General features: G+C 71.1%; 13 protein-coding genes and 1 tRNA gene. 6 read left to right on the forward strand and 8 right to left on the reverse strand.

Features of this window, described 5'->3' with window-relative positions; genetic code table 11:
* Window positions 1-77: 77 nt before the first annotated feature.
* Window positions 78-905, forward strand: coding sequence for a response regulator transcription factor (locus tag L3078_RS25325; RefSeq protein ID WP_239756244.1), 828 nt, complete (start codon window positions 78-80; stop codon window positions 903-905).
* A 2-nt stretch (window positions 906-907) separates the two neighbouring features.
* Complete coding sequence (locus L3078_RS25330) at window positions 908-2,020, forward strand: sensor histidine kinase (RefSeq protein ID WP_239756245.1); 1,113 nt, start codon at window positions 908-910, stop codon at window positions 2,018-2,020.
* Between the two features lie 75 nt (window positions 2,021-2,095).
* On the opposite strand, the gene L3078_RS25335 is transcribed toward L3078_RS25330, so the two are convergent.
* Window positions 2,096-3,097: an NAD-dependent epimerase/dehydratase family protein gene (locus L3078_RS25335; protein ID WP_239756246.1), complete on the reverse strand. Its 1,002-nt coding sequence runs from the start codon at window positions 3,095-3,097 to the stop codon at window positions 2,096-2,098.
* 187 nt (window positions 3,098-3,284) lie between these two features.
* On the opposite strand from L3078_RS25335, the gene L3078_RS25340 reads away from it, so the two are divergent.
* Window positions 3,285-3,851, forward strand: coding sequence for a DM13 domain-containing protein (locus tag L3078_RS25340; protein ID WP_239756247.1), 567 nt, complete (start codon window positions 3,285-3,287; stop codon window positions 3,849-3,851).
* A gap of 823 nt (window positions 3,852-4,674) precedes the next feature.
* Here L3078_RS25340 and L3078_RS25345 read toward each other — a convergent pair.
* Window positions 4,675-4,748: transfer RNA gene (locus L3078_RS25345), tRNA-Gly, on the reverse strand.
* Between the two features lie 564 nt (window positions 4,749-5,312).
* Between L3078_RS25345 and dcd the strand changes: the two genes are divergently transcribed.
* Window positions 5,313-5,888, forward strand: coding sequence for a dCTP deaminase (gene dcd, locus L3078_RS25350; RefSeq protein WP_184905697.1), 576 nt, complete (start codon window positions 5,313-5,315; stop codon window positions 5,886-5,888).
* A gap of 2 nt (window positions 5,889-5,890) precedes the next feature.
* Window positions 5,891-6,409 (forward strand): phosphoribosyltransferase, encoded by a 519-nt coding sequence (locus tag L3078_RS25355; protein WP_239756248.1) that lies wholly within the window; start codon window positions 5,891-5,893, stop codon window positions 6,407-6,409.
* Window positions 6,410-6,579: 170 nt separating this feature from the next.
* On the opposite strand, the gene L3078_RS25360 is transcribed toward L3078_RS25355, so the two are convergent.
* The 6 genes from L3078_RS25360 to L3078_RS25385 form a co-directional block, all read right to left on the reverse strand.
* Window positions 6,580-7,677, reverse strand: coding sequence for a hypothetical protein (locus tag L3078_RS25360; RefSeq protein ID WP_239756249.1), 1,098 nt, complete (start codon window positions 7,675-7,677; stop codon window positions 6,580-6,582).
* Between the two features lie 214 nt (window positions 7,678-7,891).
* The gene (locus L3078_RS25365) at window positions 7,892-8,932 is read right to left on the reverse strand and encodes a Yip1 family protein (RefSeq protein WP_239756250.1); all 1,041 of its coding nucleotides are present in this window, start codon (window positions 8,930-8,932) and stop codon (window positions 7,892-7,894) included.
* Between the two features lie 104 nt (window positions 8,933-9,036).
* Window positions 9,037-10,512: an FG-GAP repeat protein gene (locus tag L3078_RS25370; RefSeq protein ID WP_239756251.1), complete on the reverse strand. Its 1,476-nt coding sequence runs from the start codon at window positions 10,510-10,512 to the stop codon at window positions 9,037-9,039.
* Window positions 10,513-10,627: 115 nt separating this feature from the next.
* Window positions 10,628-11,023: a nuclear transport factor 2 family protein gene (locus L3078_RS25375; RefSeq protein WP_239756252.1), complete on the reverse strand. Its 396-nt coding sequence runs from the start codon at window positions 11,021-11,023 to the stop codon at window positions 10,628-10,630.
* A gap of 99 nt (window positions 11,024-11,122) precedes the next feature.
* The gene (locus tag L3078_RS25380; RefSeq protein ID WP_239756253.1) at window positions 11,123-12,514 is read right to left on the reverse strand and encodes an FG-GAP and VCBS repeat-containing protein; all 1,392 of its coding nucleotides are present in this window, start codon (window positions 12,512-12,514) and stop codon (window positions 11,123-11,125) included.
* A gap of 78 nt (window positions 12,515-12,592) precedes the next feature.
* Window positions 12,593-14,074, reverse strand: a complete 1,482-nt coding sequence (locus L3078_RS25385; RefSeq protein WP_239756254.1) for an FG-GAP-like repeat-containing protein — start codon at window positions 14,072-14,074, stop codon at window positions 12,593-12,595.
* Window positions 14,075-14,388: 314 nt separating this feature from the next.
* On the opposite strand from L3078_RS25385, the gene L3078_RS25390 reads away from it, so the two are divergent.
* Complete coding sequence (locus L3078_RS25390) at window positions 14,389-15,165, forward strand: DUF6281 family protein (protein ID WP_239756255.1); 777 nt, start codon at window positions 14,389-14,391, stop codon at window positions 15,163-15,165.
* Window positions 15,166-15,304 lie beyond the last annotated feature (139 nt).

Raw genomic sequence — 15,304 nt, forward strand, 5'->3', positions numbered from 1 at the left:
TACGGAACGCGGACGTCAGGAGCAGGGGGCGTCCGCCGGGCGGCGCGGGGGCCGGGCTTGGTGCGACGCTGGGCCGCATGGAACAGCAGCCACACGAGCCGGGGCGACGGACGGCGGCGCGCGTCCTGGTGGTCGACGACGACCCCACGGTCGCCGAGGTCGTCGCCGGATACCTCGACCGCGCCGGACACGTCGTCGACCGCGCGGGGGACGGGCCGACCGCACTGGCCCGCGCCGCCGAGCACTGGCCGGACCTGGTCGTGCTGGACCTGATGCTGCCCGGCATGGACGGCCTGGAGGTGTGCCGCCGCCTGCGGGCCCAGGCCCCGGTCCCGGTCGTCATGCTCACCGCGCGCGGTGACGAGGACGACCGCATCCTGGGCCTGGAAGTGGGCGCCGACGACTACGTGACCAAGCCTTTCAGCCCCCGCGAACTGGTCCTGCGCGTCGAGTCCGTACTGCGCCGCGCCCGGCCCGCGTCCGGAGTGGCCCCTCTGGGCCCGCTGCGTTCGGCGGGCCTGACTGTGGACCCGGCCGCTCGTCGCGCCACCAAGGACGGCGTCGAACTCGCCCTGACCCTGCGCGAGTTCGACCTGCTCGCCTTCTTCCTGCGCAACCCCGGCCGTGCCCACAGCCGCGAGGACCTGATGCGTGAGGTGTGGGGCTGGGACTTCGGCGACCTGTCCACGGTCACCGTCCACGTCCGCCGACTGCGCGGCAAGGTCGAGGACGACCCGGCGCACCCCCGGCTGATCCAGACGGTCTGGGGAGTCGGCTACCGCTTCGACACCGCGGCCACCTCGACCGACGGTGCTCCCGCCGGCCTACGAGCCGCCGGCACCCCTGACCGACCCCCGGTCGTCGCGGACGAACCGCCCGCCCACCACCGGAACGGGGAGGCGTGAACATGCGTGACACCCTGCTCATCGCCCTGTTCGCGTTCCTCGGCGCCGTCGCGGCCGGACTGCTGGGCGCGGTCGCACTGTGGCTGCTGCGCCGCCGCTCCCTCATCGCGTCACTCACCGTGGTGGCCGCCGTCGCGGTGACCGCGATGCTCGCCGGCACCCTGGCCGTGGCGTGGGCGATGTTCCTCTCCTCGCACGACCTGTGGGTCGTCACCACGGTCGTCGCGATGGCCGCGGTCGTCTCGCTGGCCACCGCGCTGCTGCTCGGCCGCTGGGTCGTCGCCCGCAGCCGCGCCCTCCAGCTCGCCGCCCGCTCCTTCGGTGACGGCGGCTCGTTCACCGCGCCCGTCGGCCCTGCCACCGCGGAACTCGCCTTGCTGAGCGCTGAGTTGGCGGCGACGAGCGCGAAGCTCACCGAGTCCCGACAGCGGGAGCGCGCCCTGGAATCCTCGCGGCGCGAACTCGTCGCCTGGATCTCCCACGACCTGCGCACCCCGCTCGCCGGCCTGCGCGCGATGGCCGAGGCCCTGGAGGACGGCGTCGCCGCCGACCCCGCCCGCTACCTCACCCAGATCCGCACCGAGGTCGAGCGCCTCAACGGCATGGTCGGCGATCTCTTCGAGCTCTCCCGCATCCACGCCGGAGCCCTCTCCCTCACTCCGTCCCGGGTGTCCGTCTACGACCTGGTCGGCGACGCCCTCGCCGGTGTGTACCCCCTGGCTCACGAACACGGGGTGCGGCTGGTCGGCGACCGCGTCGAGCCCCTGCCCGTGGAGGTGGACGGCCGGGAGATGAGCCGGGTGCTCGGCAACCTCCTGGTCAACGCGATCCGCCGGACCCCCGCCGACGGCACCGTCATGGTGGCCGCCGAACGCTCCCCCGACGGCGTGCTGCTCTCCGTGTCGGACGGTTGCGGAGGCATCCCCGAGGAGGACCTGCCCCGCGTCTTCGACACCGGCTGGCGCGGCACCCACGCCCGTACGCCCCCGGCGGGCGCCGGGCTCGGCCTCGCCATCGTCCGAGGCATCGTCGAAGCCCACCAGGGCCGCACCACGGTCCGCAACATCCCCGGCGGCTGCCGGTTCGAGGTGGTGCTGCCCGCGGCCGCTTCTTGACACGGACAGCACCACCGGCACCCGAGGGCGCGCGGACGCGCTGTCGCGCCGGCCCACGCGCCCCAACCCCCCGGCCTACGCGTCCCGCATCCCGGCCTGCGTGAACTCCCGCATGCCCTCCGTGAACCCGACCTCCGGTTTCCACCCCAGCTCCGAGCGCAGCCGCGACGAGTCCGCCGTGATGTGCCGTACGTCCCCGAGCCGGTACTCCCCGGTCACGACGGGCTCCGGACCGCCGTACGCGTCGGCCAGCGCCGCCGCCATCTCCCCGACCGTGCGCGGCTCACCGCTGCCGGTGTTGTACGCCGTGAGCGCCCCGGGCCGCACATCGGCCTCCAGAGCCATGACGTTGGCACCGGCCACGTCCCGTACGTGGACGAAGTCCCGCCGCTGCCGACCGTCCTCGAACACCCGGGGCGCCCGGCCGTGCGCCAGCGCCGAGCGGAAGAAGGAGGCCACCCCTGCATAGGGGGTGTCGCGGGACATCCGGGGCCCGTACACGTTGTGGTAGCGCAACGACACCGCCGACCCGCCCGTCGTTCGCGCCCATGCCGCCGCCAGATGCTCCTGGGCGAGCTTGGTCGTGGCGTACACATTGCGCGGGTCGACCGGCGCGTCCTCCCCCACCAGCCCCGGCGCCAATGCGTCCCCGCACACCGGGCACAGCGGTTCGAAGCGGGCCGCGGCGAGATCGTCGAGCGCGCGGGGCCCGGGCCGCACCACGCCGTGCCGGCCGCACTCGTACCGACCCTCCCCGTACACGACCATCGACCCCGCCAGCACCAGCCGCCGCACCCCCGCGTCGGCCATGGCGGCCAGCAGCTCAGCCGTACCGAGGTCGTTGCGGGAGACGTACTCCGGCGCGTCCGCGAAGCCGGTGCCCGGCCCTACCATCGCCGCCTGGTGGCACACGGCGTCCACCCCGTCCAACGCCTGGTCGACCGCCCGCCGGTCCCGTACGTCCGAGCCCGGGTCCACGGCCACATCGAACACGACGGGCTCGTGCCCGCCCTCCGCCAGCACATCCACGACATGGGACCCGATGAACCCGGCACCGCCGGTGACCAGTACACGCATACGGCCACGCTAGGGCGCACCGGCCGGACTTCCCGCGCTCACGCCCGGCACGTCACGCTTCCGTAAGAGTGTGCGAGGCCAAGCCGGACGTAAGGATTTCGTCATCGGCCGTCCCCACCCGAAGGGTCGTCCCTTGCGTTGAATGGACGGGGACGACACAGGCTCACGGAACGGGAAGAGGGACGACATGGGGCGCGGGCGGTTGGGGCCTTTGGCCGTAGGGGTGTTGGCGGTCTTGGTCGCGGGGGTGGGCGTCGGCCTGTACTGGTTCCAGCCGTGGAAGCTCTGGCAGGACGAGACGGTGACGGAGTCCCTGCCCGTCGTCGCGGAGCCCACCGGAACTCCGGCTGCGACCCCTGACACGGCGTCGTCACCCTCCCCGTCGGCACCGGTCTCCGGACCCGTGACGCTGGCGAGTGGTGATCTGATCAGCCACGAACACACGACCTCGGGCAGCGTGAAGCTCGTACGGCTCGCCGACGGCGCGCATGTGGTCCGGCTGGAGAACCTCGACACCAGCAACGGCCCCGATCTGCGCGTGTGGCTGACCGACGCACCGGTGAAGGAGGGGCGGGCCGGCTGGCACGTCTTCGACGACGGCGCATACGTCAGCCTCGGCAAGCTCAAGGGCAACAAGGGCAGCCAGAATTACGCCGTGCCCGAGAACGTCGACCTATCTCGCTACAGCAGTGTCAGTATCTGGTGCGACCGCTTCGACGTCTCCTTCGGCGCCGCCGAACTGGCCGACGCCTGACGGTTCCCACTCATCGCACGACGCCTGTTGCTCGCCTTCAGCAAGGGCGGGTGTGAAAGTGATCGCCACCGCGTGCTTCCTCGCCGATGTCGGCCAAGACATTCCCACCACGCTGGTGCCGTCTCTGCTGACCGTCACGCTCGGCGCCCCCGGCTGCCCCGCCCCGCTGCAGCGGTCGCCGTCGGCGCCTATGCCATCACCGCCATACGGGGCGCCGACCGCCGGGCCCCCTGCTCGCTGCCGAACAACTCGATACCGTTCAAGGTCTGAGCGTGCCCCTGCTCAGGTTCTGAGCGGTTCCCCCGTTCAGGCTCTGAACAGGCGGTCAGGCGCGTTCACTCAGTGAACAGAACTCCGTTCACTGAGTGAACACCGCTCCCGTTTTCTGAGTGAACAGTTGGGCCGCGGTGGGAGCGGAGTGTGCTGCTTGCGATGGTTGGCCCGCCCGGCTCATTCCGATCACTCTGCGCGTCGACGGGCGTACGTAAGGCGCACCCGCCGCACCTTGAGCAATGGCACTCGCGTAGCCGCCTTGCGGGCCTGGCCCGGCGGGTCTCACGATGAAGCCGGGTGTCACTCCCTACACCAGCGCGAACTGGAGCTTTGCGTACGTGACTTCACTGCCCCGACGCCGATAAGTGACGCAGGTCACAGAAAGTGCGTCTCATCATTCGAGATGATTGGCTGACGTACCGTCAGGAAACACCTTCAGCGCCCTTCTCGGTGGCGCATTTGCGCGACTTAGGGCACGCGGAGGGCACGCAACCCCCAAATTGAACTAGACAACAAGCAAACCCCAGGCTGTTGACCTGGGGTTTCATCATGGAGCGGGTGACGAGAATCGAACTCGCGCTCTCAGCTTGGGAAGCTGATGTTCTACCATTAAACTACACCCGCGAAAGACGCCGGTTGGTGCCGGTGTCGGAACGCGTCGTTACTTTACCTCATGTCGGGCCCCGCGCGCTGAAGCCGTGGGGCCCGGTTGTGTTTCGGGGGGCGGGACGGGGCTGCGGGGCGCGGGAGTTGGGGCGTACGGTGGAGGCGCGGAAGAGGGTCCGGGCGGGGCTCGCAACGGTACGGAGTGCCGCATGGAGGGCCGTCCCGTTCATCCCGTAATGTGGCGCTTCGTCGTCAGGTCGACGTAGGTCGACAGCCAGACGCGGCTCTTGGGGAAGGGACTCTTGGACTTGATGGAGCGCACCGTCGTCCGTTGTGCCGATGGGCACGTGTTCAGCACCGCTTCGTTCCCGATGCAGCAGGCCGAGCGACTCGGCCCCGGTCGGCTCATGCGCTGCCCACGCTGCGCGCGCTTGCGCAGTGTCGTGCCGGTGGCGTTGGAGAAGCGGTAACAGCAGTAACAGCTGTAACAAGCGAGTACGACCGCCCACGGCGGTGGTCGTCGAGGCGCGCGGAGTCCGTCCTGATGGTGGGCGGCCCGCGCGTCTTGCGTATCCTCGGGGCGTGCTTCTCTCAGACAAGGACATCCGGGCCGAGATCGACGCCGGTCGGGTGCGGATCGATCCGTACGACGAAACCATGGTGCAGCCGTCGAGCATCGACGTGCGTCTCGACCGCTTCTTCCGGGTGTTCGAGAACCACCGCTACCCCCACATCGATCCCTCCATCGAACAGTCGGACCTCACACGGCTCGTCGAGCCCGAGGGGGACGAGCCCTTCATCCTCCACCCCGGCGAGTTCGTGCTCGCCAGCACCTACGAGGTCATCTCGCTCCCCGACGATCTCGCCTCCCGGCTGGAGGGGAAGAGCTCCCTCGGTCGGCTCGGGCTCGTCACGCACTCCACCGCCGGCTTCATCGACCCCGGCTTCTCCGGCCACGTGACCCTCGAACTGTCGAACCTCGCCACGCTCCCCATCAAGCTCTGGCCGGGCATGAAGATCGGGCAGCTGTGCATGTTCCGGCTCAGCTCGCCGGCCGAGTTCCCGTACGGCAGCGAGCGCTACGGCTCCCGCTACCAGGGGCAGCGCGGGCCGACCGCCTCCCGGTCCTTCCTCAACTTCCACCGGACGCAGGTGTGAGCATGCCGAGCGTGCCCCCGGTCCGCGAGAACCTCACCTACGAGGCGTTCGGCACCGCCGTGCGCGAACTCGCGCAGACCATCGCCGACGACGGGTACGAGCCCGACATCGTCCTCAGCATCGCCCGCGGCGGGGTCTTCGTCGCCGGCGGGCTCGCGTACGCCCTCGACTGCAAGAACATCCACCTCGTGAACGTCGAGTTCTACACCGGCGTCAACACGACCCTCGACATGCCCGTCATGCTCGCCCCCGTCCCCAACGCGATCGACTTCTCCGACAAGAAGGTCCTGATCACGGACGACGTCGCCGACACGGGCAAGACGCTCAAGCTCGTCCACGACTTCTGCCTCGACACCGTCGCCGAGGTCCGGTCGGCCGTGATCTATGAGAAGTCCCACTCCCTCGTCAAGTGCGAGTACGTGTGGAAGCGGACCGACGAGTGGATCAACTTCCCGTGGAGCGTTTTGCCTCCGGTCCACAGGTCCGGCGAGGCGGCCAAGGCCAACACGGAAGCGCTCTGAGGGCGTAGGCGGCAGGCCGGGCCCCGGGCGCCGGGCCCCTCGATCAGTCATCGAGGGGCCACGACCTAGCGTGCACTGCGGATCGACGGCGATCAGCCCGACCGGCCGTTTCAGCCCGACCGGCTGTTCAGCCCGCCAGCCTGTGCAGCCCCCGGCCCGATCCGCCGCGCTCACGTCCGCGAAGCCCTGCCGCAGTCCCCCTCGTCCGACTGGCGCAGGCGCTCGTCCATCGTTGTGCTGCGGTCGTACGGGTCGAGGGCCGGGCCGTCGCCCGACGGGGGCGTCTCGCGGTCCGAGTCGAACTCGGGGGTGAAATAGCCGGTGTAGGTGTCGCAGCCGCCGTTGGTGGTGTCCACCTTGTAGGAGATCAGCGAGAACGTGCCCGGTTCGGTGATGATCTTCGCCGGGTCGTCCCAGCTCATCACGATCTCGCGGCGCACGATGGTGCGGGCGACCTCGTCGCTTCCCGCCGCGGCGCGGACGACCGGATAGACGTACGTGACATCGGTGGTCACCTCGACCGCGCCGCGCTTGCCCTCGCGGTACGTGATGCGGCCCCGTGTCTTGACCACGTCCCCGACCAGCTTGACCTTCGTGTTCTCGAAGCGGCTGAAGAGCAGCAGCGGGTCGTTGTCGCGGCTGGGCGAACGGAACGCGGCCGCCAGGTAGTCCTGGACGTCCTGCTGGTGCGGGTTGAGCAACGCGGTCGCCTTCTTCGGGCGGTCCCCGCGCAGGACACCGGGGTCCAGACTGGACGCGGCCAGGAAGTCCCGGCTCTTCTTGAGCGCCTGCGCGACCTGGTCCTTGCTCATCCAGCCGGTCGCCCGTGCCTCGGGGAGGCCGAGTCCGGCCGTCCCGTCGCCCCAGCGCACCGCGGGCGATCCCCGGAACGGCTGCTTCGAGGTCGGCTCCAGGGCTGCCGCCTCCGTCGGCGGCGGCTGGTCCGGCCGCTCCGACTCCACGGCCAGCGGCGTGCTGGCGCCACCCTCGCCCGCGAACCAGCCGACCACCCGCCCCGGAGCCAGCGCCACCACCAGCAACGCGACCGCGACGAGCAGACCGACCACGTACCAGCCCTTGCCTCGTCGGCGCGGGGGCGGCTGGTGACTCCGCCACGGCGTCGGCTCGGCGGGGGCGTCCCGCAGCCGCCCCGCCACCATGCGGGCCCGCGCCGACGGCTCCTCGGGCGCGTCCTTGCTCCCCGCCTCGGCTTCACGGAGGAAGCGCTCCCACTCCTCGTCCGATATGGACTCCCCGCCCTTGCCCACGCCGTCCCCCGCCCTCTCACACCCGGTCCCACCCCAGGGCCGGCCAGTTTTCAGCATCATCACACAGCGCAACTCCGGCCGCTCCAGTCGCCGTTCGCAACAGTCCAGCCGCCGTCGGCAACAGGTCCAGCCGCCGCCGGCGCCCCGCGCGGCTCCCGGACAAGGAGAAGGGCTCCCGGCTTGTCGCCGGGAGCCCCTCACTCGTCACCTGTGGTCAGAACGTGCCCAGCTTGATCAGCGACAGGATCGCCACCAGCTGGATCGCCGAGGCGCCCAGCGCCTTCGGCCACGGAAGGTCGTGGGACTTGCTGACCATGATGGTCAGCAGGGCGCCCGCCGCGACCCAGGTGATCCAGCCGAGGATCTGGACGAAGGAGGCGTCGCCGCCCGCGAACATCGCGACGACCAGACGGGGCGCGTCCGTGAGGGTCATGATCAGCATCGAGAGGCCGACCGTGGGCTGCCAGGCCCCGTCGCCGCCGAGCTGGCGGGCGAGCGTGTGGGTGACCACGCCCAGGACGAAGATGCTGACCACCATCGTCACGCCGGTGACGAGCACGATGGGAACGGCCGCCGAGAGCGTCGCCTTGATCGCCTCTTCGCGCGCGGCGTCGAAGCCGAAGACGGCCAGCAGGCCGTACAGGAACGTCACGATGAGGGCGGGGCCCCACACCGCGTAGTCGCGCATCACCAGGAACGTCTGGCTCGGGCTGGTGACGATGCCCTTGAGCAGGGCCTTCCAGTGCAGCCGCGGGCCGAGCGGCGCCGCCGGGGCGCTGCCCGCGCGGTAGGTGTCGCCCTGCTGGTACGGGTCCTCGCCGACGGCGAACATCTGGGTGTGCCCCGGGTTGTTGGCCGCGTACGGGTCCACACCGTGGGGGTGCCCGCCGTCGTCGCCGAAGTACTCCGGCTCACCGTGGTGACCGGGCCCCCCATGGCCCCCATGGCCCCCGTGGTTGCCGTGGGTCCCGTAACCGCCGGGGGCGCCGCCGTGCGTCTGGGGCCAGCCGCCCTGACCGCCGCGCCCGCCGCCGTACGGCGGTCCGGGGGGCGTCTGGGGGTAGCCGTACGACGGGCCGCCGGCCTGCGGGGCCTGCTGTCCGTACGGAGGGTTGTGCGGTCGCGCTTGAGGAGCGCCGTTGTCCCGGCCGCGTCCGATCCTGAATCCAGCCACGTCATCGAACGTACCTGGTCCCGAGCGGCCGCGTGCCGGGCCGGGGCCAACCGGCCCGGCTTTGCGGCCGAGCTGTGACATCCCCTAAGGGATCGTCAGGGATGGGTGAGGGGTGCGTCGGTCAGGGCCGCCGCGCAGGTCGGCGGTCATATCGGCGGTCATTTCAGGGCCGTATCGGCGTACGTTCAACGGCTGCTCAGGTACCTGCCGTACGACAGGGCCGACGACGGGGACGGCAGGCCCAGGTTCTTCGGGGTGAGGGCGCGGGAGCCGGTGACCGAGGTCTTCGGGAAGGCCCAGACGCCGCCGGATCTCGCGTTCTCGCCGGGGGCGCCGACGGCCGTGTCCGGGGTGCTGTCCTTGTCGTAGTCGCCGGTGACGACGGCCGCGCCGAAGGCGTCGTTCGTCTCCGCGACGCCGGGGACACCGGGGCGGTCCTGGTGGTACGGCACGGAGGACGCCTCGCCGTACTGGTCGACGATGCCGCCGGCGTGGCCCAGCAGCAGGGTGGCGGCGCCGGCTGCCGCGCGGGTGCCGATGGCCTCGCCGGGGGCGCCCGCGACCAGGTCGTCGCGGCCGTCGTGGTTGACGTCCAGTACGGCGAGGGAGGCGCCGAAGCGGTCGCCGTCCTCCGCGACGCCGTACACGCCGACCGTGTCCTGGTTGAGGGTCTGGGAGCGCAGGCCGAAGGAGCCCTTCGCGTCGCCGTACTCGATGTGGATGCCGCCGCCCTCGGCGTACGACTCCGGGCCGCACGGGTCGTCGATGTTCTCGTCGGCGATCTCGCGGCACTCGCCGAGGGCCAGGTCGTCCAGGCCGTCGCCGTCGAAGTCGCCGACGGCGAGCGCGGAGGCGGCGGCGTTGTCGGAGTTCCAGGTGTTGGCCATCCGGCGCTCGGCCTCGTCCCACGTCCACAGGCGGACGTGCGACTGCGTGAAGGGGGCGTTGACCGTGTAATAGGCGAGGGCGAGGTCGTCCGTGCCGTCGGCGGTGAAGTCGCCGGTGGCGAGGAGCGGGGCGCGGCCGCCCATCGGGGTGGCGAGGACCGTGGTGACGACCAGGTCCTCGCCGTTGTCGACGGCGGCACGCACGACGACCTTGTCCCGGCCGCCGACCACGAGGTCCCGGCCGCCGTCGCCGGTGAAGTCCGCCGCCGCGACCGACCAGCCGTACGCCGCGTTCACCGACGGGCCGGTGAGGGCGTTGGACGCCGGGCCCGTGCCGGTCCTCGCGCCGCCGACGACGGTGACCGTGCCCGCGTCCGCGCCCCGGCCGGTGACGTCCTCGCCGGGCGCGCCGACGATCAGCTCGGCGAGGCCGTCGCCGCTGAGGTCCGCCAGCAGCACGGACGTGCCGAAGCGGTCGCCCGCCTCGGGGGTGCCGGGGACCTCGGCGGTGGACTGGCTGACCCGGATGCTCCCGTTCCTGCCGAGGCCCTTCGCGCTGCCCCAGACGAGGTTCACATAGCCGGCCTTGGCCTTGCCGTTCACGGCTCCGTCGGGGACGCCGACGGCGAGGTCCGCGTAGCCGTCACCGTTGAAGTCGCTGGTCACGGCGGGGGAGGGGGCGGCGGTTGCGGCCGGCGCCAGGGTCAGAGCGAGGGCCGCCGTGGTGGCGGTCGCCACGGTGGCGGCGGCCAGGGCGTAGGTCCGTCTGTGCACGGGGGGCTCCAGGTGGGTGGCCGGATGTCGTGGGTGTGGCTGGTTCACTGGCTCGTTCACCTGTGTGACACCTGGAGGCCGTGCGGGGTTGTAGTACCGGGAGCGAGGGTCCCGGCTAGGACCAGAACTCGCTCTCCTTGTCCATGTCCTCCTGGCATTCGTCGATGTCCGTGAACTTGTCGCCGACGATCCGGAAGACGAGGCAGCCGTTCTGCGCGATGCGCTTGTCGCCGCGCTCGGCGGTGTAGCGGTGCACGGAGACGGCGTGGCCCCGGCCGTCCACGCAGACGTGGCTGAGGGTGACGTCGAACGTCCCGCCGGTCTCCTCGAAGAGGCGCCGGTACAGGCCGATGATCGAGTCCTGCCCCTTGTAGTCGCCCGACAGCAGGTGGCTGCCGGGGACGTGGTGCGTGCAGTCCGAGGCCATCAGGGAGCGGAGGGTGTCCATGTCGCCCCGGGTGAAGGCGTCGTAGCCCTTGCGGACGAGCGCTGCGTTCGGATGTTCGGCCATGGGGATCGCCGGCTTTCCGCTGTTCGTGAGTTTGTGCCCCCGTACAGGAATTATCTCCGCAGGCCTGGGCCGCCGCATCACCCGGGGGCGGTCATGGAGTCACTGGAGCATGCCGCGGATCGTGTCGCCCTCGACCACGGTGGCGCCGGTCGTCGTCACGCCCTTCGCGGAGCCGCGCAGGACCAGGGAGCCGTTCTCGCCGATGACGTACAGGTCGGCCCTGCCGTCGCGGTCGGTGTCGCGGAGGCGGATCGTGTGGCCGAAGTACTCGCCGGTGGACAGGTCGCCGGGCACGCCCGCCGTGTCGCGGGCGAACCACTGGGAGTTCGTGGTGGTCAGGCCGGACGAGCCGCCGTGGAGGACGTGGACGCCGCCCGCCTGCTCGCGGCTGCCGATGGTCTCGCCCGGGGCGGCGATCGCCAGGTCGCGGTAGCCGTCGCCGTTCACGTCGCCGGCGGTGATCGCGTCGCCGAAGGCGTCGTACGACTCCGGGGTGCCGGTGATGCCGGAGGTGGCCTGGGTGAAGCGGGCCGACTTCGACGGGCCGGTGGAGGAGCCGTACCAGAGCGTCACGCGGCCCTTGGTCCGGTCGTACACGGGGGTGCCGATGGCGATGTCGCCGTCGCCGTCCTTGTCGAAGTCGGCGATGACGCCGTCGCCGCCGCGCTCGGCCTGGCCGCCGTCGGCCTTCACGGACTCGATGCGCAGGGTCTTCCCGGGGTACAGCTTGGTCTTGCCGCCGGAGACGAACCAGGCGTCGGAGGCGAGGGTGGTGTCGGTGACGACGTCGCCGATGACGACGAGGTCGGTCTTGCCGTCGGTGTTCACCTTCCCCGCGATCAGGGCGGTGGCGTAGAAGGGCGAGTCGCTCTTGTCCAGGACCGTCACCGTGCCCTTCACGCCCGACTTGGTGATCGCGCCCCGGTAGACGTACGCCTTGCCGGCGCGGACGAGGGCGAGGTCCGGGTGGCCGTTGCCGTCGAAGTCGCCGGTGGCGAGGTCGACGGCCTCGCCGGAGACGCCCTTCGGTCCCTTGAACGGAACGGTGGTGCCACCGGAGAGGCCCTTCGCGCTTCCCCAGAGGATCGTCACCGTGCCGTTGTCCTTGGCGCTGCCGACGTCCTCGCCGTTGGCGGAGACCGCGAGGTCGCCGTAGCCGTCCTTGTTGAAGTCGGCGGCGGTACGGAACTCGCCGAAGAAGTCGTCCGACTCGTCGGCGCCGGGGACGCCGGCGCTCGCCTGGTCGATGAACTGGGTCTTCGTGCCGGGTCCGCCGGCCGCCGTACCGAAGGTGACCAGGACACCGCCGCCGTCGCTGTAGCGGGTCTCGGTGCCGTACGAGAAGGCCGCGTAGTCGCGGTGGCCGTCGCCGTTGAAGTCGTCGGCGTGTTTGGCGGGGGCGGCGGTCGCCTGGGGCGCGGGGAGGGTCGGGACGGCTGCCAGGAGGGCGGTGGTCAGGACGGCGGTCAGGGGGAGCGTGCGCTTGCGCAAGGTGAGGGCTCCGGGGGGAGGGGGTGGGGAGGGCCCGCGTCCGGTGGGGACGCGGGCCCGGGAGAGGCGTGGCAGGGGTCAGTTCGCGAAGTTCACGCCGAAGGCGGGGGCGCCCGTGGTGGAGACTCCCGAGGTGCTCGGGCTGACGCTGCGACCGCCCGACGTGGTGATCTTCGTGCCGCTGGACGGCAGGTAGAGCACCGAGCCGTTGCCGGCGTTCTCGTACGAGCCTGCCAGCAGGTCGGCCTTGCCGTCGCCGTTGACGTCGTCGAGCTTGACCTCGGCGCCGAACGCGTCGTAGGCCTCGGCGCTGTCGGGGACGTTGGCCGTGTCCTGGGTGAAGTACTGGGTGCCCGAGGAGAGGTTGATGCCGCTCGCCGAGCCGTACAGGACGGTGAGCGAGCCGGCGTCGTCGATGGAGCCGATGTCCTCGCCCGGGGCGCCGACGACCAGGTCCTGGTAGCCGTCGCCGTTGATGTCGCCGAGGTCCAGCTCGTAGCCGAAGTAGTCGTCCTTCTCGGACTCGCCGGGGACGTTGCCGGACTCCTGGGTGAAGCCCGTCGAGGAACCGGGACCGGACGAGGTGCCGTAGGTGACGTTCACCTTGCCGCCCAGCGCGCCGTTGGGGATGGTCGTGCCTTCGGGCGTCTTGTTGTTCCAGTGGGTGCCCGTGACGATGTCGCCGTACCCGTCACCGTTGACGTCGCCGATCCCGGTGATCACACCCCCCTTCAGGGGGGTGGCGGACGAGGCGTTCAGGCCGCTCGCGGTGCCGGGCACGAAGTAGTTCGTGTTCCAGCCGGAGTCGGTCTCGGTCTCGAAGCCGTCGACGACGAGGTCGGTCTTCTTGTCGCCGTTGACGTCGCCCGCGTGGATGTTGAGCGGGCCCATCGAGGGGGAGCCGGACTGGATCGGGGGCGTGACCTTGTACCGGCCGCCCTTCGCCGAGCCCGTGGAGCTGATGCCGCCCTTGAGGACGTAGAGGGTGCTGGACGTGTTGCCGACGACCAGGTCGTCCGTGCCGTCGCCGTCGAAGTCGCCCGCGGCCAGGTTCTTGCCCCAGCGGTCGTGGGAGGAGGCGGCGGGGTCGGCGATGGTGACGCTGCCGGTGCCGGTCACGCCCGTCGCCGAGCCCCACAGGACGACGACCGTGCCGCCGTCGGTGTCACCGCTCACGTCCTCCTTGTAGGCGGTGGTCGCGAGGTCGTCGTAGCCGTCGCCGTTGAAGTCGCCGTACGCGCTGACCGCGCCGAAGTTGTCGTCCGTCTCGGCGCTCCCGGGAACGCCCGAGCTGTCCTGGCTCAGGACGGTGCGCTTGGCGGAGGAGACGCCGGTGGCGGTGCCGTAGAGGACGACGATCTGGCCGGCGCCCCCCTTGCCGTTCACGTAGGCGCCGTCGGCCGAGAAGGCCACGTCGCCGTAGCCGTCGTTGTTGAAGTCGGCCTGCGGGACCGTGGCGGAGTCGGCCGCCGTCGCCGTCACGGCCGAGAAGGTGAGCAGACCGCCCGTCAGCGCGGCCGCGGAGGCCGTCGCGAGAGCGAGACGCAGATGCTTGTGCATGCGGGGATCTCCTGCTGCATGCGGACGCCTGGCAGGCGTCCGCAGTCAATGGGGTGCCCGTTCCATCCCTGTTCGCCTGGATTTCAACAGGACGTAAGGAGGTCGTTGGCTAACAGGAGACCGCTGAGGGGGTCGGTGGGTTGTACGTGTATTCGAGAAATTTTTGTGGCCACTGAGGTTGGTGGGACAACGGGGCGAAAGGGGTTCGTCAGGCATAGGGGGGCCGGGGTGTCCGGGCGAACGTTTCGCCGTGGTCGTGCGTCTGCGGTGCGAGGCAGCGACAGACCAGCCCTTGACCGGTGAGGAGCACGACGATGAGTGGTTCCCGTGTACGGATCGCCCTGGCCGCCGCCCTGGCGATGGCCCCCCTGACCGTCGGGTGCGCGGCCCTGGACACCGGGGGTACGAGTTCCGCCTCGTGCGTGTTCGCCGTGGACTACGGCGAGAGGCAGTACGTCGAGGCGGGCGACGTCGACATCGTCCTCGGCGCGAAGGTGGGCACCGCGCGGGATTCCGTCTGTAAGGACCAGGGCGGCGGTGAGGAGGACCGGGTGCCGGTCGAGGACCTGGGCGTCTACACGGCGTACGCCGTCGAGGGCGTCGACACCGACGACGCGATCGCGGTCCGTGAGCCGCCGGGGGGCGAGGTGCGTGTCCTGGTCAACGCGGTCGAGGACGAGGGGGTGAACGCGGCGGTCGACCGGGTGTTCGGGAAGGACCAGCAGGGTGGCGAGGACGATGGCGGTTCTGACAGCGGTGACAGCGGTGACAGCGACAGCCCGGCGACCGTGGGGAAGTGCGCGCTCGTCGTGGAGTACGGGAACGAGGACTACATCGGCCGGGGCGACGCGAAGATCGAGCTGGGGGCCAAGGCCGGGCCGGCCCGAGCGGTGCCCTGCTGGGACACGCCCGGCGAGGTCGACCCCTCGGCCGACCCGGAGGTGTACCAGGCGTACGAGATCAAGGGGCTGGACCCGGCCGACGCGATAGCGATCGTCTTCTCGGCGGACGAGAAGCCGTTCTTCATGGTCCGCATGGGCGACGACCTTCCGCCCGAGGTCGAGGCCCTGCTCGCGGCCGAGGAGGGGTGAGCGGCGTGGGGCCCGAGCCGTACGTCTCCTGAGCCGTGCCTGCGGCGCCTGCCGCGTCTGTGGCGCCTGCCGTGTCTGTGGCGCCTGCCGTGTCTGCCGTGGCGCGACGGTGCCCCCGGTCCGAGGGGACCGGGGGCAC

It is taken from the genome of Streptomyces deccanensis (assembly GCF_022385335.1).
Taxonomy (GTDB): Bacteria; Actinomycetota; Actinomycetes; order Streptomycetales; family Streptomycetaceae; genus Streptomyces; species Streptomyces deccanensis.